22 protein-coding genes are annotated in these 21,717 nt (G+C 42.5%); 11 read left to right on the forward strand and 11 right to left on the reverse strand.

Annotated features, from left to right (window positions below):
• From RDK53_RS10410 to RDK53_RS10420, 3 genes are all read right to left on the reverse strand, one after another.
• A partial coding sequence (locus RDK53_RS10410) for a formate--tetrahydrofolate ligase (protein WP_308514644.1) occupies positions 1-274 on the reverse strand: 274 nt, incomplete at its 3' end.
• 161 nt (positions 275-435) lie between these two features.
• Positions 436-963, reverse strand: a complete 528-nt coding sequence (locus RDK53_RS10415; protein ID WP_308514646.1) for a hypothetical protein — start codon at positions 961-963, stop codon at positions 436-438.
• A gap of 191 nt (positions 964-1,154) precedes the next feature.
• Positions 1,155-1,463 (reverse strand): DedA family protein, encoded by a 309-nt coding sequence (locus RDK53_RS10420; RefSeq protein WP_308514648.1) that lies wholly within the window; start codon positions 1,461-1,463, stop codon positions 1,155-1,157.
• A gap of 281 nt (positions 1,464-1,744) precedes the next feature.
• Between RDK53_RS10420 and RDK53_RS10425 the strand changes: the two genes are divergently transcribed.
• The 6 genes from RDK53_RS10425 to rplS all read left to right on the forward strand — a co-directional run bounded on the left by RDK53_RS10425 (position 1,745) and on the right by rplS (position 5,578).
• The gene (locus RDK53_RS10425) at positions 1,745-2,491 is read left to right on the forward strand and encodes an electron transfer flavoprotein subunit beta/FixA family protein (RefSeq protein WP_308514650.1); all 747 of its coding nucleotides are present in this window, start codon (positions 1,745-1,747) and stop codon (positions 2,489-2,491) included.
• Between the two features lie 11 nt (positions 2,492-2,502).
• Entirely contained in the window at positions 2,503-3,429 is a 927-nt protein-coding gene (locus RDK53_RS10430) for an FAD-binding protein (RefSeq protein WP_308514652.1), read from the forward strand.
• 137 nt (positions 3,430-3,566) lie between these two features.
• On the forward strand, positions 3,567-3,827 hold the full coding sequence (rpsP, locus tag RDK53_RS10435) for a 30S ribosomal protein S16 (protein WP_066591959.1): 261 nt from the start codon (positions 3,567-3,569) through the stop codon (positions 3,825-3,827).
• 25 nt (positions 3,828-3,852) lie between these two features.
• Positions 3,853-4,377, forward strand: a complete 525-nt coding sequence (rimM, locus tag RDK53_RS10440; protein WP_308514655.1) for a ribosome maturation factor RimM — start codon at positions 3,853-3,855, stop codon at positions 4,375-4,377.
• A 9-nt stretch (positions 4,378-4,386) separates the two neighbouring features.
• Positions 4,387-5,124 (forward strand): tRNA (guanosine(37)-N1)-methyltransferase TrmD, encoded by a 738-nt coding sequence (gene trmD / locus RDK53_RS10445; RefSeq protein WP_308514657.1) that lies wholly within the window; start codon positions 4,387-4,389, stop codon positions 5,122-5,124.
• An 85-nt stretch (positions 5,125-5,209) separates the two neighbouring features.
• Positions 5,210-5,578, forward strand: a complete 369-nt coding sequence (rplS, locus tag RDK53_RS10450) for a 50S ribosomal protein L19 (protein ID WP_066591966.1) — start codon at positions 5,210-5,212, stop codon at positions 5,576-5,578.
• A gap of 150 nt (positions 5,579-5,728) precedes the next feature.
• Here rplS and RDK53_RS10455 read toward each other — a convergent pair whose 3' ends face one another.
• The 3 genes from RDK53_RS10455 to RDK53_RS10465 all read right to left on the reverse strand — a co-directional run bounded on the left by RDK53_RS10455 (position 5,729) and on the right by RDK53_RS10465 (position 8,972).
• Positions 5,729-6,244 (reverse strand): Crp/Fnr family transcriptional regulator, encoded by a 516-nt coding sequence (locus tag RDK53_RS10455; RefSeq protein ID WP_308514660.1) that lies wholly within the window; start codon positions 6,242-6,244, stop codon positions 5,729-5,731.
• Between the two features lie 567 nt (positions 6,245-6,811).
• On the reverse strand, positions 6,812-7,717 hold the full coding sequence (gene rsgA, locus RDK53_RS10460; protein ID WP_308514662.1) for a ribosome small subunit-dependent GTPase A: 906 nt from the start codon (positions 7,715-7,717) through the stop codon (positions 6,812-6,814).
• Positions 7,704-8,972 carry a M48 family metallopeptidase gene (locus tag RDK53_RS10465; RefSeq protein WP_308514664.1) on the reverse strand — a complete coding sequence of 423 codons (1,269 nt, stop codon included), beginning with the start codon at positions 8,970-8,972 and terminating at the stop codon, positions 7,704-7,706. The genes rsgA and RDK53_RS10465 overlap by 14 nt, the downstream gene beginning before the upstream one ends.
• A gap of 182 nt (positions 8,973-9,154) precedes the next feature.
• Here RDK53_RS10465 and orn point away from each other — a divergent pair, with 182 nt between their 5' ends.
• Both orn and RDK53_RS10475 read left to right on the forward strand, forming a co-directional pair.
• Positions 9,155-9,733: an oligoribonuclease gene (gene orn / locus RDK53_RS10470; RefSeq protein ID WP_286313689.1), complete on the forward strand. Its 579-nt coding sequence runs from the start codon at positions 9,155-9,157 to the stop codon at positions 9,731-9,733.
• 118 nt (positions 9,734-9,851) lie between these two features.
• Positions 9,852-10,991, forward strand: coding sequence for a GIY-YIG nuclease family protein (locus RDK53_RS10475; protein ID WP_308514667.1), 1,140 nt, complete (start codon positions 9,852-9,854; stop codon positions 10,989-10,991).
• A gap of 334 nt (positions 10,992-11,325) precedes the next feature.
• Here RDK53_RS10475 and RDK53_RS10480 read toward each other — a convergent pair whose 3' ends face one another.
• The 4 genes from RDK53_RS10480 to RDK53_RS10495 all read right to left on the reverse strand — a co-directional run bounded on the left by RDK53_RS10480 (position 11,326) and on the right by RDK53_RS10495 (position 15,453).
• The gene (locus tag RDK53_RS10480; protein WP_308514669.1) at positions 11,326-12,228 is read right to left on the reverse strand and encodes an NAD(P)-dependent oxidoreductase; all 903 of its coding nucleotides are present in this window, start codon (positions 12,226-12,228) and stop codon (positions 11,326-11,328) included.
• The gene (locus RDK53_RS10485; protein WP_308514671.1) at positions 12,228-13,694 is read right to left on the reverse strand and encodes an amino acid racemase; all 1,467 of its coding nucleotides are present in this window, start codon (positions 13,692-13,694) and stop codon (positions 12,228-12,230) included. The genes RDK53_RS10480 and RDK53_RS10485 overlap by 1 nt, the downstream gene beginning before the upstream one ends.
• A 102-nt stretch (positions 13,695-13,796) precedes the next feature.
• Entirely contained in the window at positions 13,797-15,029 is a 1,233-nt protein-coding gene (locus tag RDK53_RS10490; RefSeq protein WP_308514674.1) for an AI-2E family transporter, read from the reverse strand.
• An 88-nt stretch (positions 15,030-15,117) separates the two neighbouring features.
• Entirely contained in the window at positions 15,118-15,453 is a 336-nt protein-coding gene (locus RDK53_RS10495; RefSeq protein ID WP_308514676.1) for a helix-turn-helix domain-containing protein, read from the reverse strand.
• A 103-nt stretch (positions 15,454-15,556) separates the two neighbouring features.
• Between RDK53_RS10495 and RDK53_RS10500 the strand changes: the two genes are divergently transcribed.
• Entirely contained in the window at positions 15,557-18,427 is a 2,871-nt protein-coding gene (locus RDK53_RS10500) for a heavy metal translocating P-type ATPase (RefSeq protein ID WP_308514678.1), read from the forward strand.
• Positions 18,428-18,574: 147 nt separating this feature from the next.
• On the opposite strand, the gene RDK53_RS10505 is transcribed toward RDK53_RS10500, so the two are convergent.
• Complete coding sequence (locus RDK53_RS10505; RefSeq protein WP_308514680.1) at positions 18,575-19,075, reverse strand: Tat pathway signal protein; 501 nt, start codon at positions 19,073-19,075, stop codon at positions 18,575-18,577.
• A gap of 215 nt (positions 19,076-19,290) precedes the next feature.
• Between RDK53_RS10505 and RDK53_RS10510 the strand changes: the two genes are divergently transcribed.
• Both RDK53_RS10510 and RDK53_RS10515 read left to right on the forward strand, forming a co-directional pair.
• On the forward strand, positions 19,291-21,045 hold the full coding sequence (locus tag RDK53_RS10510) for a PhnD/SsuA/transferrin family substrate-binding protein (RefSeq protein WP_308514682.1): 1,755 nt from the start codon (positions 19,291-19,293) through the stop codon (positions 21,043-21,045).
• On the forward strand, positions 21,032-21,652 hold the full coding sequence (locus RDK53_RS10515) for a response regulator (RefSeq protein ID WP_308514684.1): 621 nt from the start codon (positions 21,032-21,034) through the stop codon (positions 21,650-21,652). The genes RDK53_RS10510 and RDK53_RS10515 overlap by 14 nt, the downstream gene beginning before the upstream one ends.
• Positions 21,653-21,717 lie beyond the last annotated feature (65 nt).

Here is a 21,717-nt window from a genome sequence, read left to right on the forward strand (position 1 = left end):
AAGGTTCTCTTAAAGCTAAGCAAGCGCTTTCACCTAATTTTTGAAGAGCTTGAGCTAAGGCAATAGAAGTTGTTGTTTTACCAGAACCTGCAGGCATTCCGGAAGTTGCCGTAACAAGAATAAGTTTGCCTTTAGGGTTTGATGTATCGATTTCAACTTTTGCTTTATCACGGCCGTAAGGAATGAATTCTTCTTCTTTCAGGCCAATTTTTTTAGCTAATTGATCAATAGGGATGAGGGTCGCTTGTTGAGCTATTTCAATATCTGTAAGCATTGAACAGTTCCTTGAAGAATCATTGGTGGGTAGTGCGTGATTTTAGCTTACTAGCTCTATCGTTTTTAAAATCTTCAGTTCGTTGATTTGTTAATAACGATGAATACTTACAGCCGAAAAGATTACCTACACGGGAACTGTTCAAATAAAGCCTCGGAACGCTACTTTTTCTTCTTTTCTTTTTCTAGAACAACTTTAATACCATGGGTGAATTCAAACATTAGACTTCCCACTTGGAAATCCATCGCAACTTGATGGCGATGCGAGTTCAAGATATCAGGATTAGGTTGTTCAGCATCCGGGCCAAAAAGCTTATACATAAAGAGCGTGCTTAAGCCGCTTACAATTTGACGGGCATCTTCAGGATTTTTGTCCACTTCCGTACAGATTAAAGTCCAGTATTCGTCGTAAGCGGGCTTGAGAGTTTCGGGGACGTATTTGTTGACAAAGGCCGAAATCAGTTCTTCGTTTGGTTCTCCGCTGTCTTTTGCAGTTTGGTTACGAAGAATTTCTGTGAAGCAAGCGGCAGCAAACGGAGCATATTCTTTGCTGAATTCGGCCATTCTTTTCTTCTTACCGAAGAAGAAAGGCACATAAAAATCTGAGGCTTTTAAGAAAGACTTATATCTAGATTTAGAGAAGTGATCGTAGACTCTTTGTACTGCACTGATTTCTTGTTGAGTTGTCATAGTGGAAACCTGATTAATTTGTTCAAATTGTATTGGATTGCCAGCGAGGTTTTACCGGTTAACACAGAAAACTTCAAAATCAGAAAGAAAATTTGGAACGTTGAAGACAATAGTGGACTTTGTACATTAGCTGAATGCATTTAAATGGTGCTGCTCAGATAAGAGGCAGAAAAGTCAGTAAAAAGATTCGGTCAAAGAAAGAAGGAGGTTCCGTAGGCTAGGGCAGCATAACGTGCAAATTTTCCAATGAGAATCAGGACAGCAGTTAAAATCCAGTTCACTCTTAACCATCCTGCGGCAAGGGGGAAAGCATCACCGATGATAGGCACCCAGGTAAACAGAAGACAAACAGGCCCCCACTTCTTGAAGAGTTCTATTTTCTTTTGTTCAACTTTATTTGGAATAAGCAAACCTACTAAGTAAGTAACCAAGGCGCCCAGTGTGTTCCCTGCTGTTGCAACAAGCACGATGTCCCATAGTCTCTCTTTCCATTCTGTCATTCCCCATACCACTAAGGCTTCGCTTCCTCCTGGCAAAAGGGTGGAGGAAATAAATGCACTGGTAAATAGAGATATTAAAAAAGAGCTAAAGGACATGTTCGAAACTGAAGATAGAAACACAGGAATTCTACCTGCTTGGAAGGTTTCTCTTCCAGTCAGGCGAAGATGCAGTATTTGTCAGAGACAAAGCCTTACCAATATCAACAACTTAGCTTTTTTTAGCCCGTTAATGGATTTTTTCGCTTGTATAATTTTCCGAGAATTTTTTCACAGGAAAAAAAATGAAAATCTTAGTACCTGTAAAAAGGGTGGTAGACGCCAATATCAAGGTTAAAGTCAGCCCTGAAGGAACCATTGAGACAGCCTCTCTCAAGAAGGCTATGAACCCTTTCGATGAAATTGCTCTTGAACAAGCCGTTCAATTGAAAGAAAAGGGCGTTGCTAAAGAAGTTGTCGCCGTTTCTATCGGAAAATCCGACAGCTCTGAAACGTTGAAAGTTGCTTTAGCAATGGGTGCAGACAGAGCAATTCTCATTGAAACGGAAGATGTCATTGAACCGCTTGGAATTGCTAAGCTGATCAAGGCACTGGCTGAAAAAGAAAATCCGCAGTTAATTATCGCCGGTAAACAAGGCGTTGATACCGATGCTAACCAGGTTGGTCAGATGCTTTCTGCTTTGTGCGATTGGCCTCAAGCCACCCACGCTTCTTCCTTAGAAGTAACCGGTGACAAAGCTAAAGTGACTATTGAAGTTGACGGTGGTTTGGAAACTTTGGAATTGACTCTGCCCGCGGTTGTTACCTCTGATTTGAGACTGAGCGCCCCGCGTTATGTCACATTGCCGATGATGATGAAGGCGAAGAGAAAACCGCAAGAAGTTATCAAAGCAGATGCTCTCGGCGTCGATCTCAAGAAACATGTTGAGCTCTTGACTGTTGAAGCTCCGGAAGCAAGAAAAGTCGGCGTAATGCTCTCCAACGTAGATGAGCTGATCGACAGACTTAAAAATGAAGCTAAAGTTTTATAAGGAAGCAGAAGATGGCAGTTTTAATCATAGGTGAACATAACGGGAGCGTATTAAACCCGTCTGCAGCTAACTTAGCCGCAGCCGCTTCTGCGATTTCTTCTGATGTAGATGTTTTAGTGATGTGCCAATCCGGTGAAGCGATTGCTTCGGAGGCTGCAAAATTAAGCGGCATCAGAAAAGTCCTTCTTGCCGAGGGAGAGCAGTTCAGTCATCCTATTGCAGAGAACGTTTCCGCCCAGGTTCTCCAAGTTGCTAAAGATTATTCTCACATTCTTTTTGCAGCTGACTCATTTGGCAAAGCAGCTTCTCCTAGAGTGGCAGCCAAACTTGATGTCGCTCAGATTTCGGAAATTATTAAAGTTGTCTCTGAAGATACTTTCAAGCGTCCGATTTACGCTGGTGCTGCTATTGCAACAGTAAAAAGCTTAGATCCCGTCAAAGTTTTAACCGTACGTGTCACAGCATTTGATCCGGTTGGAAAAGAAGGTTCTGCTTCCATTGAAAAAATAGAAGCAGTACCCGGTACCAATAAAGTAGTTTTCTTGGGAGCGGAAAAAGTTGAAAGCAATAGACCTGAACTTCAATCTGCCAAGATAGTTATCGCCGGCGGAAGAGGCTTGGCAAACGAAGCGGAATTCGCTGAAATGGAACAGCTTGCCGATAAGCTGAAAGCCGCAGTTGGTACTACTCGTGCAGTGGTTGATGCCGGAATGGCTCCTAACGACTGGCAGATCGGTCAGACAGGTAAGATTATTGCCCCTGACTTATATATTGGCTTAGGCATTTCGGGTGCTATCCAACATATCGCCGGTATTAAGGACGCTAAAGTCATCGTTGCGGTGAATAAAGATCCGGAAGCCCCGATTTTTGACGTGGCTGATTACGGATTGGTAGCTGATGCAATGGACGTCATCCGTCAGCTGCAAACAAAATTGTAATAATCCTCGGGCTTTCCTATTTTAACCGTTTGTTTGATTGATAAAAATCAGATAAAATCACGGGTTTTAAAAGGGAAAGCCCCTTAGTTTTAAACGTTTTTACACTGAACCTAGTATATTTTTAGAGGTATTTAAACATGGTCGTTATTCGTCTGGCTCGTGGCGGCTCCAAGAAGCGCCCCTTCTACAATATCGTCGCGACCGACTCCCGCAATCCACGCGATGGTCGCTTCAATGAACGTATCGGTTTCTACAACCCTGTAGCTTCCGGTCAGGCAGTTCGTTTGTCCATCAATGAAGCCAACCTCAACAAGTGGATCGCCAACGGCGCCAAAATGAGCGAAACTGTTTCTCGTCTTTACAAAGAATTCAAGAAAACAGCTGCTCCTGCCGCTTAATTGAGACTTTAAGACTTATTAAGTCGTGGAAGACACGAAGAATTCCGCTGCTGAGCCTATAGCGCTCGGTGCTTTATGTGGTGCATACGGCTTGAAAGGTTGGGTGAGAGTCCTTCCTTTCCAAGACGGTGATGCGTTGCTGGATTCTAAAAATTGGTTTCATTTAACTCGCGGCGGTGAGCCTCAGCCCATGACGATGGAAAGTGCCAAGTTTCATGGGAAGGGAATTGTCGCTAAGTTAAAAGGAATCGATACTCCGGAAGCGGCAGCTGCTCTAAAAGGTGCAGTTGGTCTTCTGAGAGAAGATTTCCCAGATTTGGGAGAGGATGAGGTTTACTGGGTTGATATCATCGGCGCTAAAGTAGTGAATACCAAAGGCGAAGAAATCGGCACAGTTAGATCTATTACCGACAACGGTGCTCATGATGTTTTGGAAGTTAACGGCGTCAAAGGAAAAATGATTTTGATTCCGCTGGTTCCGGAGTATGTTGAGCTCGTTGATATGGAAAAGAAAGAAGTTACGGTTGATTGGTCTCTTGATTGGGATTAATTAATTTTTATGAGAGTTGACGCAGTCACACTTTTTGAGCCGATGTTCTCGGCTATTACTGAGAACGGAATTACATCCAGGGCTCTCAAAAACGGGCTTTGGTCTCTGAAGTGCTGGTCTCCTCGCGATTTTGTTCATGATGCGCATCGAACGGTTGATGACAGACCGTTTGGCGGCGGTCCCGGAATGATTATGAAGGCTGAGCCTCTGGCTTTGGCAGTCGAAGCAGTCCGTGCCGACGGTAATCATGGAAAAGTGATTTCTTTTTCTCCAACCGGAAAAAAGCTGGATGACGATGATGTCAAGGCTTTCGCAGAAAGCAACCAACCTTTGGTTTTTGTCTGCGGAAGGTATGAGGGAATCGACCAAAGATTTTTAGATTCTTTTGTTGATGAAACTTATAGCATCGGAGACTATGTTTTATCCGGCGGTGAGTTGCCAGCGATGGTTATGCTTGATGCGATTGTCAGGAGACTTCCGGGAGCAATCAAAGATTTATCTGCTTCAGACGAGTCTTTTTCTACCGGATTGTTGGATGCTCCTCACTACACTAGACCTGAGGTCTGGAGAGGCAAGGAGATTCCGGATGTTCTTATCTCGGGACACCATAAGAACATTGATGCCTGGACAAGACAGCAAGCGTTACAAATAACCGCCACAACACGTCCTGAAATGATTAAAATAGCGCGTTCTAAAAAGCTGCTGTCCAAATCGGATGAAAAGTTTTTGGAACAATTTTGTATATAGTCAGTTAGTTACTGACGATTAAAATCCATCCTCTCTGCAGGCAAAGATGAAAAGAACTGCATGAAGATGGTCATTGGAGATATTCATGAATATTATTGAACAACTTGAAAAGGAAGAGATTGCCCGTCTTTCTGAAGGCAAGACTTATCCTCGCATCAACCCAGGCGACACAGTAGTTGTCAGCGTTAACGTTGTTGAAGGTAACCGTAAACGTGTACAGGCTTTCGAAGGCGTAGTTATCGCTATTCGCAACCGCGGTTTGAACAGTGCTTTTACTGTTCGTAAGATTTCCAGCGGCGAAGGTGTAGAACGTACATTCCAGCTTTATTCTCCGATCATTGCCGGTATCGAAGTTAAGCGTCATGGCGCTGTCCGCCGTGCCAAACTTTACTACTTGCGTAACTTGTCCGGTAAGGCAGCAAGAATTAAAGAAAAATTGGTTCGCAAGGCCTAATTTTCAAAAAAATAAAACTAAAGCTTTCCGCAAAACCGCAGACGTCAAAACCTGCGGTTTTGTTTTTCCTGCAGACAAAAAGATGCCGCTGTTCCCAGCGGCGAATTGCATTATTTGTTTAAGATTCTTGCCAGTAAATCTCTTTAACTTTTACCCTCTTAAAACGCATCCGATTAAATCCGCAGTATGCATTAAATCGTAGGTTTGAGAGTCATCAAAGGCCGCGAAGACTTCACCAATCTTATCTGTGATGACGTACATATCTTCCGGTGTCTTTTCAATCCAACCTAACGCCAAAAGTTTAGCTAGTTTGCGTCTTACTGTTTCACGAGGAATGCCTGTCACATCAGAGATGGAGAGGGCATTGCACGGAAGCAATGGTTTCGGCTGATTTTCGTACTGCGGCTGATATCCTCTTCTCTCATCAAAGTGACGTTCTGTATTTCTAGAAGCAATTTCACCAAGAACCAGGCAGAGAGTTAAATCACCGTCATAAGCTTGATACATAGCTCTAAGTCTGCTGGTCATAAATCTAAGCATGAGAACGGACAGCAAGTCGCGGTGTTGAGCATAGACGGTTGGAGATACGCCGGCTGGAATATGCATTTGTGGGAGTTCCGTCGGAAACGCTGCTCTGTCCCTAGGTGTGCGATGAGTTCTTAACATTTCAGACTCCTTCTTATTGATTAAGTGTTTTTACTACGTTGAATTCATCATAAAGGGAATTCCCGAATTAAGCAAGAAGAAAAATAACATAAAAATACCGTAAATACGGTAGCATATAAGGAAAATATCTTATATTTAGTGTAAAAACAATTAGTTATGCACGCTAATGGGATTTTATTGATTTCATAATACGGGAAAATTTACCCCAAAATGGGACAATTACCCTCATGCCAATATTGGCTCTTGTCGCTGCAGTTAAAAATTTTTTGAAAAAATCTAATTAAAAACAAGAAGATATAAAAAGCAATAAGGAATATACCTAGTTATTGTTAGATTTGTAAGAAAAAATAGAACAAATTAAATCACTTAGGAGGCGAATTGTCAACTAGGGGGAGAATTTGTTATCAGCTTTTCTTAGCTATTTACTCCCCTCTCTACTAATTTGGGAAACTATCCTCTTGATTATTAATCTTTCTTTTGGTTCGGAATTTTGTTAGTAATTTGTCTGAAAAAACGTATTTTTGCAATCAACAAAAAACCGGAGAATCATCTCCGGCTATCGAATTATTAATAATTTTTGGGTTTTAGCGTTCCTTCTGCCAGTTCTTTATATAAGGCATAGCGTTCCGGATCGATTTCATGACTTTCTACAGCTGCTTTAACAGCACATTGGGGTTCTTCCAGATGCCTGCAGTTTGTAAATCTGCAGTGTTCCACTCTATTTTTTATTTCTGGGAATCCTCTCATGATGTCATTCAATGTCAGGTGGGCCAAACCAAATTCTTGGAAACCCGGAGAATCAACGATAGCCCCGTCTTTACCAAATTGGAACCAACGGGTCGATGTAGTCGTTTGTTTTCCGAGGTTTAAGGCCTTGGAATATTCCTGAGTCTTTTGTTCCGCATCCTTTACCAATAAATTTAGAATTGTGGATTTGCCCATACCTGATTGGCCGATGAGAAGAGTGATGCGATGTTCGAATAACGGGATGAGCTTTTCTTCCGTTTCTTTTGGATGTGCAGTAGCAGAGACTTCAACAATTGAGCATCCCAATTCTTTCAGTTGTTCAATAAACGGGCGAACTTGGTTGTCGTCCTCGATGATATCGGTTTTGTTACGAATAATCAGCATAGGAATATCCGCTGTTTCCGCCGCAAGGATGGCCTTCCAAATAAATCTAGGGTTATACGTCGGCCTGGTGGCAAAAACTAAAGCTACCTGGTCTATATTGGCAGCTAAAGGCTTTGTTCTGAATTCATCGCTGCGATATAAAAGAGATTTCCTTTCTTCCACTGATTCAATAGCAACTTGCTCATCTGAAGATTGTTTGCATTTAACCAAGTCTCCCACGACCACATCTTTCTTTTTGCCGCGTCTGATAGCTTCATAGATTTTTCCGGTTTCATCTTCAACGAAACTATGTTTACCGTGAGTGGCAATGACTCGGGCCACAAAATCTTTACTGTTGCTCATTTTTAACTATCTTCTCGATTGCGTTAATTCTGGTTGATGCGTCCGGATGGGAGCTATAAAAAGCAGAATAAACAGGATCCGGCGTTAAAGTTGAAGCATTATCACTGAATAGCTTAACTAGGGCTGTAATCAAGCTTCTGCCGTTAGCATTTTCAACTGCAAATCTATCAGCTTCGAACTCGTGCTTTCTAGAGGACAAACTAGCAAGAGGAGTGAAGGGGAAGGTGAAAACGGGTAGAACTAAAGAGAAAAGAATAAGAGCTACCCCGTGGCTGGTTCCATCATTTAATACAACCCCAAGCCCCTCGTAAAACCAGTCAGCTTCGGAGGCTAAGTCAAGCAAAGCAAATACAACAAAAGCAAGAGCAAAAGAAACGGCCATCATTTTGTAGATGTGTTTTAGCTTGTAATGTCCTAATTCATGGGCAAGTACAGCCTCAATCTCATCTGGTGTAAGTTTCTTGATTAATGTGTCAAAAAAAACAATGCGTTTGTTTTTGCCGAATCCTGTCATATAGGCATTTCCTTTAGCATTTCTTTTTGAGGCATCCATTACGTAAAGCCCATTAGATTCGAAACCAACTTTCTGAAGAAGGGAATTGATCTTGTTATAGAGATCTCCTTCCGGAAGGTTCTCGAACTTATTGAATAAAGGCGCAATGAAATTTGGATAAATCCAAAGAACGGCAAAATTGAATGCAACATAAAAAGCCCAGGCCCATAGCCACCACAAACTTCCAGCCGCTTGCCAGAGCCAGAAGATTACGGCTAAAAGAGGCAATCCAAGAGCTATGCTGAGGAGGGTTGAAATACCTAAATCTTTAAAGAACTGAGATTTTTTCATGGTATTAAAGCCGTACTTTTCTTCAATCTTGAATTGGCTGATCCAAGAGAAAGGGAGATCCACTAAGGAAGAAATCAAGGCAAAAACGCCGACAATTAAAATTTGGGACCAGATTCCGTTTCCCAACCATGACGTAAAAAAGTCATAAATCAGTTGAATGAGACCGCCGAAAGTAGCAATGAGAAGAAAGAGTAAGGAAACCCATCTTTCTTTTTGAGAAAATCGAATGGTTTCAATGGAGTAATCGGCTGCTTTTTGATGTGCCTGGAGAGTTATTTTTTTTGAAAAAGCTTCAGGGACGGCTGATCGATGTCTAAGAATGCTGGCTATTTCTCTCTTATCCAGCCATAATTTCAAGCAAGTGTTGATCACTAGAAAAACAATAAAAAGAATAGAAAAATCAATTGCCACTGGAGTCTCTCTGGTAAATAAGGTCAGACAGAATAATACTTCATCGTATTCTCCATGACGCTGCTTCAGCTTTGATTTGAGTAAAGAATTCCACGGCTTAAGTTAGTACTGTGACAACGTAGTCTTTCTCAAGAACGGTTAGAATGTTTTCAATTTCGAAAACAAAGAATAGGACTTTAAAAATGTCAGGATTTATGCCCGAGATTCCGCGCTCACCACTCTTTAATGAAGATAATCTCATTTGGATGGATTTGGAAATGACTGGGTTGGAACCGCAAGTCAACCGTATTTTAGAAATGGCAGCAGTTATTACGGATCCTCAATTGAATGTGATTGCAGAGGGGCCGGTTGTGGTAATTCATCAAACACCGCAAGTGTTAAACGCAATGGACTCTTGGAATACAAGTCATCATACAAAATCTGGTTTAGTCCGGAAATCTCTTGAAAGCGAAATTGATGAGGCACAGGCGGCAGACATTTACTATCGCTTCTTCTCTCAGTATGTTTCTCCTAGGAAGAGCCCGCTATGCGGCAATTCCATCGGGCAAGACAGAAGATTCATGGCGCGTTGGATGCCGAATCTCGAGCAGTTTTTCCATTATCGAAATATTGACGTTTCTTCAATTAAGGAGTGTGTTAGAAGATGGGCTCCTGAAGTCATGAGGAAGTATGTAAAGACCTCAAAGCATGAGGCCCTTTCAGATATCTATGATTCGATTGAGGAGATGAAGTTCTATAGAAAAGAGATTATGAAGATTTAGTGTTCTTTTCAATTCTTTCTATTGGTCTTATTTGTTTGGATAAGACCATTATTTTTGGAGCATAAAGCTTTTAAAATGGCTATTGCACATCAAGAAAAGCCTTCCAAGAAGAGAAGTCATGAAAAAAGATCCCAAAGATAATTCAACCGGTTTTGTTTATATTTTGACGAATCCAGCATTTCGAGAAGATTGGATCAAAATAGGAAGAAGCTCTCGGAGAGTTGATGTCCGATCGAAGGAACTTGATAATACTGCGGTGCCTTTGCCATTTCAAATCTTTGCGACACTTCAGACATCTAAATACATTGAGGTGGAAAAACTCATTCATTCAATGATCGACGGCCTTACGAGCCTGAGGATTAGAACAAATCGTGAATTTTTTAATATAAAGCCAGAAGTTGCACTAGGTTTCTTTCATAAGGTAGCTGAAACAATTGATGACGCAGTCGTCAAGCAATATAAGGATAATCTGCCGATAGGAAATGAGAATCGTGATGACGGACAAGAGGAACAAAAAAAAGGTCATCGTCGTTCAAGGTTCAAATTCAGTATGGTAGGAATTATGCCTGGGGAATGGGTAGTATTCGAGCCAACGAAAAAAAGAGTAAAGGTTGTTGACGATAGCAAAGTAAGGTTTGAAGGCAAAGAATATACCTTATCTAGATTCGCATCCGAATTTATGCCTAAAGAAGCTCAAAATTCTTCTGGAGTTTATCAAGGGACGAGATATTTTTCTTATAGAGGGAAAAACCTGGTTGAACTTAGGCTTGGCATGCAGGAGAAGAATGAATCTCAGCAGATAAATGTTATTGACGAAATTGGCACAAAACCTGAAGTTATTCATCCTTCCAAACAATCCATTGATCTAGACGCAAAAGAAATTGCAAAGCAGCAATCAAGAAAGCCGCCTTTTAAATTCAGTATGGTAGGCATCGCACGAGGCGAAAGTGTGCTTTTTGACCCTTTACAATTGTCTGTAAAAGTGGTCAGCGATAAAGAAGTGTCTTTTGAGGGAATCAACTACACATTATCAGGCTTTGCTGCTAAGTTTATGCCGAAGGAATTTCAAATTCATTCTGAGCAATACCAGGGACCAAGATATTTTTCTTACCAAGGAAAAAAGTTGCACGCTCTAAGAATGGAGAAAGAAAACGTTTTTTCATCTGTTGGCAGTAGCTTCTCAGAGCCAAAACCAAATGCAAAACCAGAGGTTTATCCGGGAAAGAGTGACGCCACAAAGCGTAGAGAAAAAAACTAGAGGAGAGCTCCGTTTCGTTTCAGTTTAGTGGGCATTTCACCTGGAGAGCATTTAGTCTTTGTTCCGACCGGTGTTGTGGTTGAGGTGATAAGTGATACTCATGTCAGATACGAGGAAAGAGACTACACCCTCTCAGGTTTTACTAATGAATTTATGCCGAAAGAATCGCAATTTCCGTCGAAGGCGTATCGAGGACCTAAATTCTTTACTTACCGCGGAAAGAATTTAGTTGACTTGAGAATTGAAAAAGAACGAGAGGGGGAGCATTGAGTCACAGAAGAAAGGCACTTCTACATATTGAATCCTCGTAGAAGTGCCTTGATGAATAGCAGAATTATTTAGCCTTTGGCTGGGTATTCAGCAATGTGATCAAGGATGAAGTATCCCAGCGTCCGCCTCCGCGGTTCTGAATCTCAGCATAGAATTGATCAACCAAAGCGGTAACCGGAAGAACTGCTCCGGTTTTATTTGCTTGTGCGAGACAAAGACCTAAGTCCTTGCGCATCCAATCAACGGCAAAACCAAAATCAAATTGATTCAAGTCCATTGTGATGCCGCGATTAGCCATCTGCCAGCTTCCGGCTGCGCCTTTCTCCAGTACTCCCAGAACTAACGGCATATCTAAGCCGGCTGTCTTACCGAAAGCAATCGCTTCAGACAACCCTTGAACGATGCCTGCAATACAAATCTGATTGCACATCTTTGCAAGCTGTCCGGAACCGGAAGGCCCGATTCGTTTGATTGAGCATGCGAAAGCATTGGCAACAGGGATACATTGATTGATGACGTCCTCATCGCCGCCGCACATCACGGTTAAAACACCGTTTTCTGCACCGGCTTGCCCTCCGGAAACCGGGGCGTCAACAAAGTTAAGACCGAGTTCTTTGGCCTTGGCATAGAGTTCTTGTGCAACAGTGGCAGAGTCAGTGGTGTCATCCCACAAAACTGCACCTTTTTTCATGCCAGCAAACGCTCCGTTTTCGCCCAACACTACGCTTCTCAAGTCATCATCATTGCCGACGCATACGAAGACAATGTCGCAGTCTTGAGCAGCTTCTTTTGGGGTTAGGGCCATTTTGCCGCCAAATTCTTCAACCCACTTCACCGCCTTAGAAGTGGTGCGGTTATATACCGTTACTTCGTTACCGGCTTTGGCAAGATGGCCTGCCATCGGGTAGCCCATCACGCCTAAGCCGATAAAGGCGGCTTTGATCCCTGTTTTATTTTGATCTGCCATTATTTGCGACCTCTTTCTTTGGTAACTAAAGTGGCAATAGTAACAACCTTTCTAGCTACTGCGGAAGTCGGGTCAACAATTGCAACTTTTTTACCATCGATATCAAAGTTGTCGTCTTCATCCAAAATGAGCGGAAGTTCGGTGCATCCTAAAATCAAAACGGTAGCAGCCTTGTCCTTAACTAAGTGTTTAGCTGCTTCTAAAAGCTGATCGCGGCAGACGCCGGTTGTATATCCTGCCTTAACGCCTTTTTCGCCGTAAATGGCTTCCATGACGTATTTTTGATATTCCGGATCCGGACGTACACATTTCAAGCCCATTTCATCGGCTTTCTTGCTGTAAATTCCGGTTTCGCAGGTTCCGTCAGTGGCCATCAAACCGATAACGGCTTTTTCGCCGAATTTCTTCTTGATTTCTTCCAGCGTTGTTCTCTGCATGTTAATGATTGGAACATCAAGGTGAGGAACAATTGTTTCAATGTATGCGTGAGCAGTATTGCACGGGAACACGATGGCATCGACCTGGTCGGCTTCTAACTTCTTGCAGCAGGAATAAAGAGAAAGAGTTGGGTCAATTCCGCCGTGAAGCAAGTATTTTGTGCGATCAGGAATCTGCGGGTTCTGCTCAATAACGACTTTAAAGTGATCCTGGTCTATTTTTGCCGGAGTCGCACGAGTAATCTTGTCATAAAGGTCAACGGTGGCAGCCGGTCCCATACCGCCGACAATACCGAGTTTAAAGGGCTTAGGAAGCGGTTCCCATTTCTTGGTGCAAAGATAGTGGGCGTAGGCTCCGACAATATCAATCAAACGGAAACCGGCAGCATTTAATGCATCTGCATATTCAACTTGACCGGTGCAGGACGGCAGAATGAGTTCTGCGCCTTTTTCCTGCAGACTCTGACAGCCTTTTCTTAAGATGGACAGTGCTTCTTCTTTTTGTTCTTCACTAAGATTCTTGTCAAAGAATTTGAGCTCATATTCTTTCAGCATTTTTTGAGCATTTTCTTCGGCAACAACCCATTCAACTTTGGCAATACCTTCGAAAGAGTGTTTAACAGCTTCAAATTTTGGCTCAGAGGCTAAGCCAAGATAACCGAGTTTGAGTCCTTCTTTATTTTTAAGAGACTCAGCTACGGCTTTGCCAATATTGGCAATCGGAGTTGTAAATTCAACTTGGAGCTCGCTCAAGAAGGTGAGGGCCTGGAAATTGGGAAGGGCAACAACTTTGACGCCTCGATCGGCAAAGTATTGAACTTCATCATAGACTCTGCACTTCCTGTCGCCTTCTTTTACTAGCTTTGATGCATCGGCAGGAGGGCATTCCCATTTCAAACGAACAGATTCAACCTGAGGCTTTTCATTTCCTTCTGTAGGTTCATTATGAATAGCAGCGGTAAGTTTTTCAACGAAGAAAGAGGGGCAGATGGCGCCGGAAATGGCAATAATGTTATGCAGGTCAGACATGATTGTAAATACTCTCAAAAGTCGTAAACAAGTTTTAAGAGTATAAAACGACAAAGCCCGCTTGGCAGCGGACTTTTGCTCTTGACTATTTCGATTTTTACATTATTTTTTTGCCTGTTTCGGTTTTTCAATCTCTCCATCGAGGATTTCGTCATCCATCGAGTTGCTGTCGTTAATTGAATTTTGAGACAGCTTATCCAGAATCTTCTCAGTTTCCTCAGTGGGTTGATTTTGAGCGTTAACGGAAGCTGAGATGGAGAGCCAAGTCTTACTCATCGCAATCCCAACGGCAATTACAACCGGGCCAAGAATAATTCCCATAAAGCCAAATGCGATGATTCCGCCGAAAACGCCCAAGTAGATTAAAGACAGTGGGAGAGAAGCGCCTTTGGAGATCAGCAGAGGTTTCAAGAAGTTATCAACACTGGAAACAGCAAGCGAACCCCACAAAACGAGGAACACCGCCATTCCAACTTGACCTTGGTAATAAAGCCAAATCGCTGCCGGACCCCAAACTAACGGTGGTCCAATTGGGACGGCAGAAAGCACGAAGACCGCAACACCGAGAGTGACAGCGCCCGGCACTCCGGCTATTAAAAAGCCAATGAAAGCAACAATGCCTTGGCCGGCAGCGCTTCCAACGATTCCAAATACAACGCTTCTTGTTGTATTAACAATGATGTTTCTTACTTCTACAGCTAAGTTGCCGCTCATGCGCGTCAGTAGAGCAAGACTTTTGTCTGCAAGGTAGTCTCCGTCTCTATAGAAGAAGAAAATGATAAAAATCATCAGGAACAGTTGGAAAAGACCGTCGCCTAACATCACTGCGCCTTTAAGGAGTATTTTGCTGACAGGATCAAAGAGTTTTTGAGCTGTAGCTGCTAAATCTTCCCGATTGCCGATAAAACTGTCGAGCTGTCCGTAAAGCCAGTTTCCAACCCACGGAATATCTTTGATTTCATTTGGCAAAGAAAAGCCAGAGGCAATCCACTCTCTGACCATAGAAATTAAATTAGGTATCTGTTGGGCAGAAACAACAGAAAGGCCTGTAATCGGGATAACGATTAAAACGGTCAATAGAAAGACAAGAATGAAGCTGGCTAACAGGTTCCTGTTGCCGCACCGTTTTCTTATCATTTTAAAAAGAGGCCAGGAAACAATGGCAATCACAGCCGCAACTGAGATGGCCGTAGCAAAAGGCCAAACGACTAAAAAGCAGCCGATGGCAATAAAGAAACCGAACAGGACCCTGACGATTACATCGACTCTATCCTTGAATGAGAGGAAGCCAACCAGCTTCGGAAGGTTTGAGTTTTCTATTTTATTGTCAGCCATAGTGGACTCGTCTAATTTTTAAGGCCTCGGGCATTTAGTGTTCCTGAATTTGAGGGAGCTCTTTCATCGAACAGCAAGGAGTTCTTCCTTATTTATGTAAAAACGCTGTTCCCCAAATATACATGGATTCCAAAATCGGACGTAAAGATTCACCTAATTCGGTCAAAGAATACTCTACTTTTGGCGGGACGACAGCGTAAACCTTACGGCTTAGAAGGCCGTCCTCCTCCAATTCTCGCAGCTGCTTAGTGAGCATTCTGGGAGTAGCTGCGGTGACTTCCCTCTGAAGATCCGAAAAACGAAGAGTCTTTCCAACCAGGTTCCACAGAATAAGCGCTTTGTATTTTCCTCCGATGAGATCCAGAGTTTTCTCTACCGGACAGCAGTTCTGAGGCTTATTTTGATTTGAGCATTCTTTTGCCATTAAAACGTCCTAAGTATATTTTTGGATACTATATTCCTTTCTTGGTAGTTCTTGCTAGTTTGAAAGTATTGAATAAAATGTTCTTGCAAATAAAGGAATAGAAATGAAAGAACATTTTGATGTCACGGGAATGAGCTGTTCCGCATGCTCTGCCAGAGTGGAAAAGGCCGTTAAAGAACTAAATGGAATTGATGACGTAAATGTTAATCTCTTAAAAAATTCCATGGTGGTTGATTTTGATCCGACCAAAACAGGCACAGACCAAATCGAAAAGGCTGTGAAAAAAGCAGGATATTCCGCAACCGCTAAATCTGAAGAAAGAGGCAAAGGAACAGCAGCTCCTTCTAAACCTCATGAAGACGTCCAGGCAGAAGAACTCAAGAGCATGGAAACACGTCTTTGGGTTTCTATCGTATTCAGCGTCCCTTTGATGTACATTGCTATGGCTCCGATGGTTGGATTGCCAAATCCTTCTTTCTTAAGCGGACATCAGAACGCTGCCGTCAATGCATTAACCCAGTTTCTCTTAACTATTCCTGTCGTTTTTATTAACTTCAAATTCTTCAATATCGGATTCCGTTCGTTGTTTGCACGAGCTCCTAATATGGATTCTCTTGTAGCCATCGGTTCTGCTGCTTCCGTTTTTTTCGGATTGTTTGCGCTTTATATGATGCTTATAGGCTTGTCAGCAGGCAATCAAGAACTCGTTGCCAAGTATGCACATAATCTCTATTTTGATTCCGCCGCAATGATTCTTACACTGATTACCGTAGGTAAGTATTTTGAAGCAAGAGCAAAAAAGAGAACTACTAATGCTATTTCCAAACTATTGGAATTAGTTCCGGATACTGCGGTCGTTCAAAGAGACGGAAAAGACATCGAAGTGTCCGTAGATGAAATCCGCCCGGGTGAAATTGTTGTTTTGAAAACCGGACAAAGAATTCCGGTCGACGGAGTTGTCAAAGAAGGAACCGGCTCGGTGGATGAATCTTCATTGACAGGAGAAAGTCTTCCGGTGGAGAAGGAAACGGGCTCAGTTCTATCCGGAGGAACCTTGGTCACGCAAGGGCATTTTCTGATGCAAGTAACAAAGGTCGGAGAAGATACGGCGTTGGCTCAAATTATTAAGCTGGTAGATGAAGCTACTTCCTCAAAAGCTCCTGTGGCGAGACTGGCTGATAAAGTTTCGGGAATTTTCGTCCCAACGGTAATTGCGCTTGCTATTATTGCTTCAGTGACCTGGATGCTTTTAGGATATTCTTGGGAATTTGCTCTCATGATTGGAGTATCCGTTCTCGTGATTTCTTGTCCTTGTGCGTTGGGGTTAGCTACACCGACAGCGATCATGGTTGGAAGCGGAAAAGGGGCTGAGCAGGGAATCTTATTCAAGTCAGCTGAGGCGATTGAAAGCAGTGAAAAAGTTAATGCTGTTGTTTTAGATAAGACGGGTACGGTGACTGAAGGGAAACCATCCGTGACCGATATCGTGTTATTTAACGGCCAAACTCTGGATGAATTACTTCAAAAAGTTTATGCCGTAGAGAGTAAGTCCGAACATCCTTTAGCCAACGCTATCTCCAACTATTGCGCTGAAGTTCAAATCTCTCTTTCTCCGTCGTCAGATTTTAAACAAGTGTCCGGAAGTGTTTCCGGTACAGTCGGAAATGAGAAAGTTGAAATCGGGAATCTTAAGGCTCTAAGCATCCAAAATAGTCAGATAACCGAACAAGCATTGTCATTGGCAAGGCAAGGAAAAACTCCGCTTATAGTCAAGATTAACGGTACACCGAAAGGAATTATTGCAGTTGCCGATCCAATCAAGCCTGACAGCAAAATTGCTATAGAGGCTATGAAAAAAGCAGGTCAAGAAGTTTGGATGGTTACCGGTGACAATGAGGTAACGGCCAAAGCAGTTGCTTCTAAAGTCGGCATTGATCATATTGAAAGCGGTGTTTTGCCTTCCGATAAAGAAAAAATTGTCCGCAGACTGCAGGGCGAAGGCAAAAGAGTCATTATGGTCGGCGACGGAATCAACGATGCTCCTGCATTGGCTCGAGCAGATGTTGGGATTGCTATTGGAGCCGGTACCGATGTGGCTATTGAATCTGCCGATATCGTATTAATGAAAAATCGTCTGACAGACGTTGTTAATGCAGAAAACTTATCTCATTCAACGATGAACAACATCAGACAGAATTTGTTCTGGGCCTTCTTCTATAACATCATCGGTATTCCTGTTGCTGCAGGCGTGTTCTATCCTGTGCTTGGCTGGACGTTAAGTCCAATGATTGCGGCGGCTGCCATGAGCATGAGTTCAGTTAGTGTCGTAAGTAATGCTTTACGTTTAAGAGGCTGGAAGCCGAAGTTAGTTTTTAACCAAGAACAAAGAAAAGCAAGCAGCGCGAACGCTGCAGTGATTTCTGTTACGCTCAAGCAAGAAACAGCTTCTGTAGCTTTGCATTCCGCTTCACATACAAAAGCTGTGTTAATTGAAGGAATGATGTGTTCTCACTGCAGTTCTGCAGTAGAAAAAGGACTTTCTAAACTTCCGGGAGTTCAAAGCGTAAAAGTTGATCTAAAGGATCAGTTGGCAACGATTGTTTTTAACGGAGAACTGAGCGATGAGACGATTAAATCCACTGTTGAGAAGCTGGGATACCAAGTTGTGAAGATTGAAGATCTTGCCGTTCCTGAAAAGCCTGAAGTTTTGTCAAGAACGCAGGCTCAGGAAAAGAGCGGCCTAATTGCAAAGCCTGTGCTTCATACAAAGAAAGTTGTTATTGAAGGAATGATGTGTTCTCACTGCAGTTCTGCGGTAGAGAAAGGACTTTCAAAACTTCCGGGAGTTCAGAGCGTAAAAGTGGATCTTGAGAATAAGCTGGCAACCATTTGCTTTGACGGAGAACTAAGCGATAAGACAATTAAATCGACCGTTGAGAAGCTGGGATATGCAGTTGAGAAAATAGAAGAATAATCAAGAAAAACGGGCTGACGATTTACTTCGAATCCTCCCGTTTTTCTTTTCGAAAGGTCTGTTGAAAAGTGACAGAACTAATTATTCAGGCATTTACAACCTGATTATTAAGTTTTCCATGCCTTGAAAAGCTAAATGCGCAGCGGTTTAGAGTTTGGGGAAGAGACCTTCTTCCTTAGGTTTCAAGCCTTTCAATAAATAAGTGCCTTGAGTCCCTTGACGACCGAGTACGGAAATTTGGGACAAGTTCTTACCATTGCTCGTTACAAAGGTAATGGCTCTCATTTTTTTGTTGGCCGACACATAAGTAAAGCGATAGCTATTTTGTCCCGGGATTTGGACTGGACCAGCAATTATTCTCATTCCTTGCTGTTTGTAGCTCTGTGCCATTTTATCGGCAGCATCTTTAGCAGCAACGTCGGACGGCATAACAGTGATTAGAACGCCTTCTCCAAACTTCTGACTTGCAAATAAAGTGGCGTCTCCGCCTGCCGGTACATTGACATCTTTAACTTTTTGAGCCATCCAATCATTGGTAAGCGGCAGGTCATAATATTTTGATTGGAAGTCTGCTGAAAAGGCAGGCGAAGCAAGAAGACCGCTCACCAAGATGATGCCGGCGGTCATGGTGAAATTTCTGCGAAGCATATTTTTCTCCTTGGAATGTTTTAACTTCGGGAGCCATTCTACCTCTGGCTAGCTAAAGCTGGTCTCCTTAGAGTGCTCCTAAGAGTTTTTACCGAGCGAAAACGGTTCAACACTCAACGAGAAGTTGGGTGGGAGAACCGGGAGGCTGTGAGATAATTAATAATTAAGATCAATCAACAATAGAATCAATTCCTAAATTGAAGAGAATCCTCCTTTTGACTGCCTTTTGCTGCACTGCCGTGTTCGCCTCTTCTGAGGATAAGCCTGTAGTTGTAGCTATCAATTCAGCAGTCAATCCGCTGCTGACCAAAGAGTTCGTAGCCCAAACAATTGATACTCTGAGAAAGGCAGTTGCTCCCAGACCATTGGAAGTGAAGTTTTTGGAGCTTCCTCAATTGGAGCAGGATGTTAAAAACAGAAAAGCTGATTTATTTCTTGTTACCAGCAACTTTATTAAAAAGTTTCAGACGGAAGGAGCTAAAGATTTAACTGTTGCGGCCTCGCCTTTTTCGAAAGATCCTAATAGGAGTGAGGCTTCCTTATTTATCGTAAAGGCCGACAGAGATGATTTAAAGGAAATTTCAGATCTGAAAGGAGCCCGAGTTTCAGCAGGTCGTCCAACAGCTTTCGGCATGTACATTGCCGGAATGGGAGAGATTGCCAGAGAAGGTTTTAATCCGAATACTTTCTTCTCTGTCTCTCGTTTCCATGGCCTGGATAGAGACAACATCATTGGTGATGTATTAAATGGAGACTCTGATGTCGGAATATTGCGCATATGTTATTTGGAGGATGCAATTAACCGCAAGGTTTTGAAGGAGACGGACGTTAAGTTCATCAATCTTATTGAGGACGGAAAGCACGTTTGTAAACGCTCGACGGCTTTATATCCGAATTGGACGCTTGCTTCGATGCCTTCTCTAGACGCAGGTTTGACAAGCAAAATTACGGTTGCTTTAATCAACCAGCCGCGTACAAAATTAGGAAATTATTGGCAGGTTGGAAGTGATTTCAGCGAGCTCGATAAACTCCAAGAACTTCTTAAAATCGGAACCTATGAGAAGGTCACAAAACTTTCAATCAGACGCTTTTTGTTAGATAACGTTCAGTACTTCTTTTTTGCATTTTGCATTCTCGGAATGCTCCTTTCCTATTCTTTCTTTTTATCTCGAGCGGTAGAAAAAAGAACCAAACAATTGAAAGAAGCTTTACTGAGAGAAAAAATTTCAAATCAGGAAACAAAAACGGCACAAGAAAGAATGATGGCTCTGCAAAGAGCGGGAGTCGTTGGCCAGGTTTCCGGGCTACTGGCTCATGAATTGAATCAACCTTTGGGTTCATTAAATCTCTATGCAAGAAGTTTGATTCGAGCTGCCGATCTTCAAAAATTAACCAATGAGAAACTGATTGAGGTTCTGGAAGCAATTCGAAAAGAGGCGATTAAAGCCAGTGAAATTGTGCAGCGAGTAAGAAGTTATGCAAAGGGCGAAAAATCTGAGAGGGAGGATATTTCTCTTGCAGAATTTTCTAGACAAGTTTTAAGCGACTACTCCAAGCATTCCTCCTCAACAATTAATCCAAAGCTTGAGGTTTTTGCCGACCCTCTTATCAGTGCTAACCGTTTGGAAATCGAACTAGTCTTAATCAACCTGGTAAGAAACGCTCAGCAATCACTTAAGACGCTTGATGTTAATCATCCTTTTATAGAAGTTTGCGTTGGAGAGGAGCAGGGCGAAGCCGTTTTGATCGTTCAAGATAACGGGGATATCTCCGATGAAAAAATAAAGAATTTATCTGAGCCTATGAGTTCGGCTAAAAAAGAGGGATTGGGGCTTGGTTTAGCGATTGTGAAAGCTATCGTTGAAAATCATGCCGGAGGCATTAGCTTTCAAAAATCAGAATTGGGAGGACTAAAGGTAATGGTTAGGATTCCAATTCTCAAGACAGACAATAAAAATGAAGAAAAATAAAATTGACCCACTAATTCGAATAGTTGACGATGAAGCATCAATGAGACGTGCTTTAACAATCCTCCTAGAGATGGAAGGTTGGAAGGTCACGTGTTTTAGCTCAGCCAAGGAATTTTTAACCGAAGATGCTCCTTCAGTTCCGGGATGCGTCATTTTAGATGTCAGCATGCCGGAGATGACAGGTCTGCAGCTTCATTCTCTTTTAGTTGAAAGAGGTTATGAGTGCCCGATCATTTTCTTAACCGGCCATGGAGATATCGAAATGGCTGTTGACTCGATGAAAAAAGGTGCCGTTGATTTTCTTCAAAAACCTATCAACGAAGAAAAACTGCTTTCAGCTATAGCTAAAGCCATTGATTGGGATTTGTCACATAGAGGTTGGACAGTTTCTCAAGAAGAGGAAATGGCCAGATACGAGTCGCTAAGCAAAAGAGAAAAAGAAGTCATCGGTTTTGTCGCCAAAGGACTTATTAATAAAGAAATTGCTCAGCGTCTTGGATTATCAGAAAGAACTATTGAGGTTCATAGGCTTTCAGCCACAAAGAAATTAAAGCTTAATGCCCCGGCGGATATTGCGACATTAATTTCCCATTTGGAACAAGTTTGACATCCTCCTCTTCGTGAACGAAGAGGATTCCCTACCACCACTACAACAGCCGTAGCCTATTGTTG

The organism is uncultured Turicimonas sp. (assembly GCF_902477955.1).
Taxonomy (GTDB): Bacteria; Pseudomonadota; Gammaproteobacteria; order Burkholderiales; family Burkholderiaceae_F; genus Turicimonas.

What these genes read in the sequence shown, in the direction of transcription:
- RDK53_RS10500 (WP_308514678.1), top strand. Translation starts at nt 15,557, where the DNA reads ATGAAAGAACATTTTGATGTCACGGGAATGAGCTGTTCCGCATGCTCT.
- rsgA (WP_308514662.1), bottom strand. Translation starts at nt 7,717, where the DNA reads ATGAGCAACAGTAAAGATTTTGTGGCCCGAGTCATTGCCACTCACGGT.
- RDK53_RS10455 (WP_308514660.1), bottom strand. Translation starts at nt 6,244, where the DNA reads ATGTTAAGAACTCATCGCACACCTAGGGACAGAGCAGCGTTTCCGACG.
- RDK53_RS10430 (WP_308514652.1), top strand. Translation starts at nt 2,503, where the DNA reads ATGGCAGTTTTAATCATAGGTGAACATAACGGGAGCGTATTAAACCCG.
- RDK53_RS10420 (WP_308514648.1), bottom strand. Translation starts at nt 1,463, where the DNA reads ATGACAGAATGGAAAGAGAGACTATGGGACATCGTGCTTGTTGCAACA.
- RDK53_RS10415 (WP_308514646.1), bottom strand. Translation starts at nt 963, where the DNA reads ATGACAACTCAACAAGAAATCAGTGCAGTACAAAGAGTCTACGATCAC.
- RDK53_RS10515 (WP_308514684.1), top strand. Translation starts at nt 21,032, where the DNA reads ATGAAGAAAAATAAAATTGACCCACTAATTCGAATAGTTGACGATGAA.
- RDK53_RS10505 (WP_308514680.1), bottom strand. Translation starts at nt 19,075, where the DNA reads ATGCTTCGCAGAAATTTCACCATGACCGCCGGCATCATCTTGGTGAGC.
- RDK53_RS10475 (WP_308514667.1), top strand. Translation starts at nt 9,852, where the DNA reads ATGAAAAAAGATCCCAAAGATAATTCAACCGGTTTTGTTTATATTTTG.
- trmD (WP_308514657.1), top strand. Translation starts at nt 4,387, where the DNA reads ATGAGAGTTGACGCAGTCACACTTTTTGAGCCGATGTTCTCGGCTATT.
- orn (WP_286313689.1), top strand. Translation starts at nt 9,155, where the DNA reads ATGTCAGGATTTATGCCCGAGATTCCGCGCTCACCACTCTTTAATGAA.
- RDK53_RS10495 (WP_308514676.1), bottom strand. Translation starts at nt 15,453, where the DNA reads ATGGCAAAAGAATGCTCAAATCAAAATAAGCCTCAGAACTGCTGTCCG.
- rpsP (WP_066591959.1), top strand. Translation starts at nt 3,567, where the DNA reads ATGGTCGTTATTCGTCTGGCTCGTGGCGGCTCCAAGAAGCGCCCCTTC.
- rplS (WP_066591966.1), top strand. Translation starts at nt 5,210, where the DNA reads ATGAATATTATTGAACAACTTGAAAAGGAAGAGATTGCCCGTCTTTCT.
- RDK53_RS10425 (WP_308514650.1), top strand. Translation starts at nt 1,745, where the DNA reads ATGAAAATCTTAGTACCTGTAAAAAGGGTGGTAGACGCCAATATCAAG.
- RDK53_RS10490 (WP_308514674.1), bottom strand. Translation starts at nt 15,029, where the DNA reads ATGGCTGACAATAAAATAGAAAACTCAAACCTTCCGAAGCTGGTTGGC.
- RDK53_RS10485 (WP_308514671.1), bottom strand. Translation starts at nt 13,694, where the DNA reads ATGTCTGACCTGCATAACATTATTGCCATTTCCGGCGCCATCTGCCCC.
- RDK53_RS10480 (WP_308514669.1), bottom strand. Translation starts at nt 12,228, where the DNA reads ATGGCAGATCAAAATAAAACAGGGATCAAAGCCGCCTTTATCGGCTTA.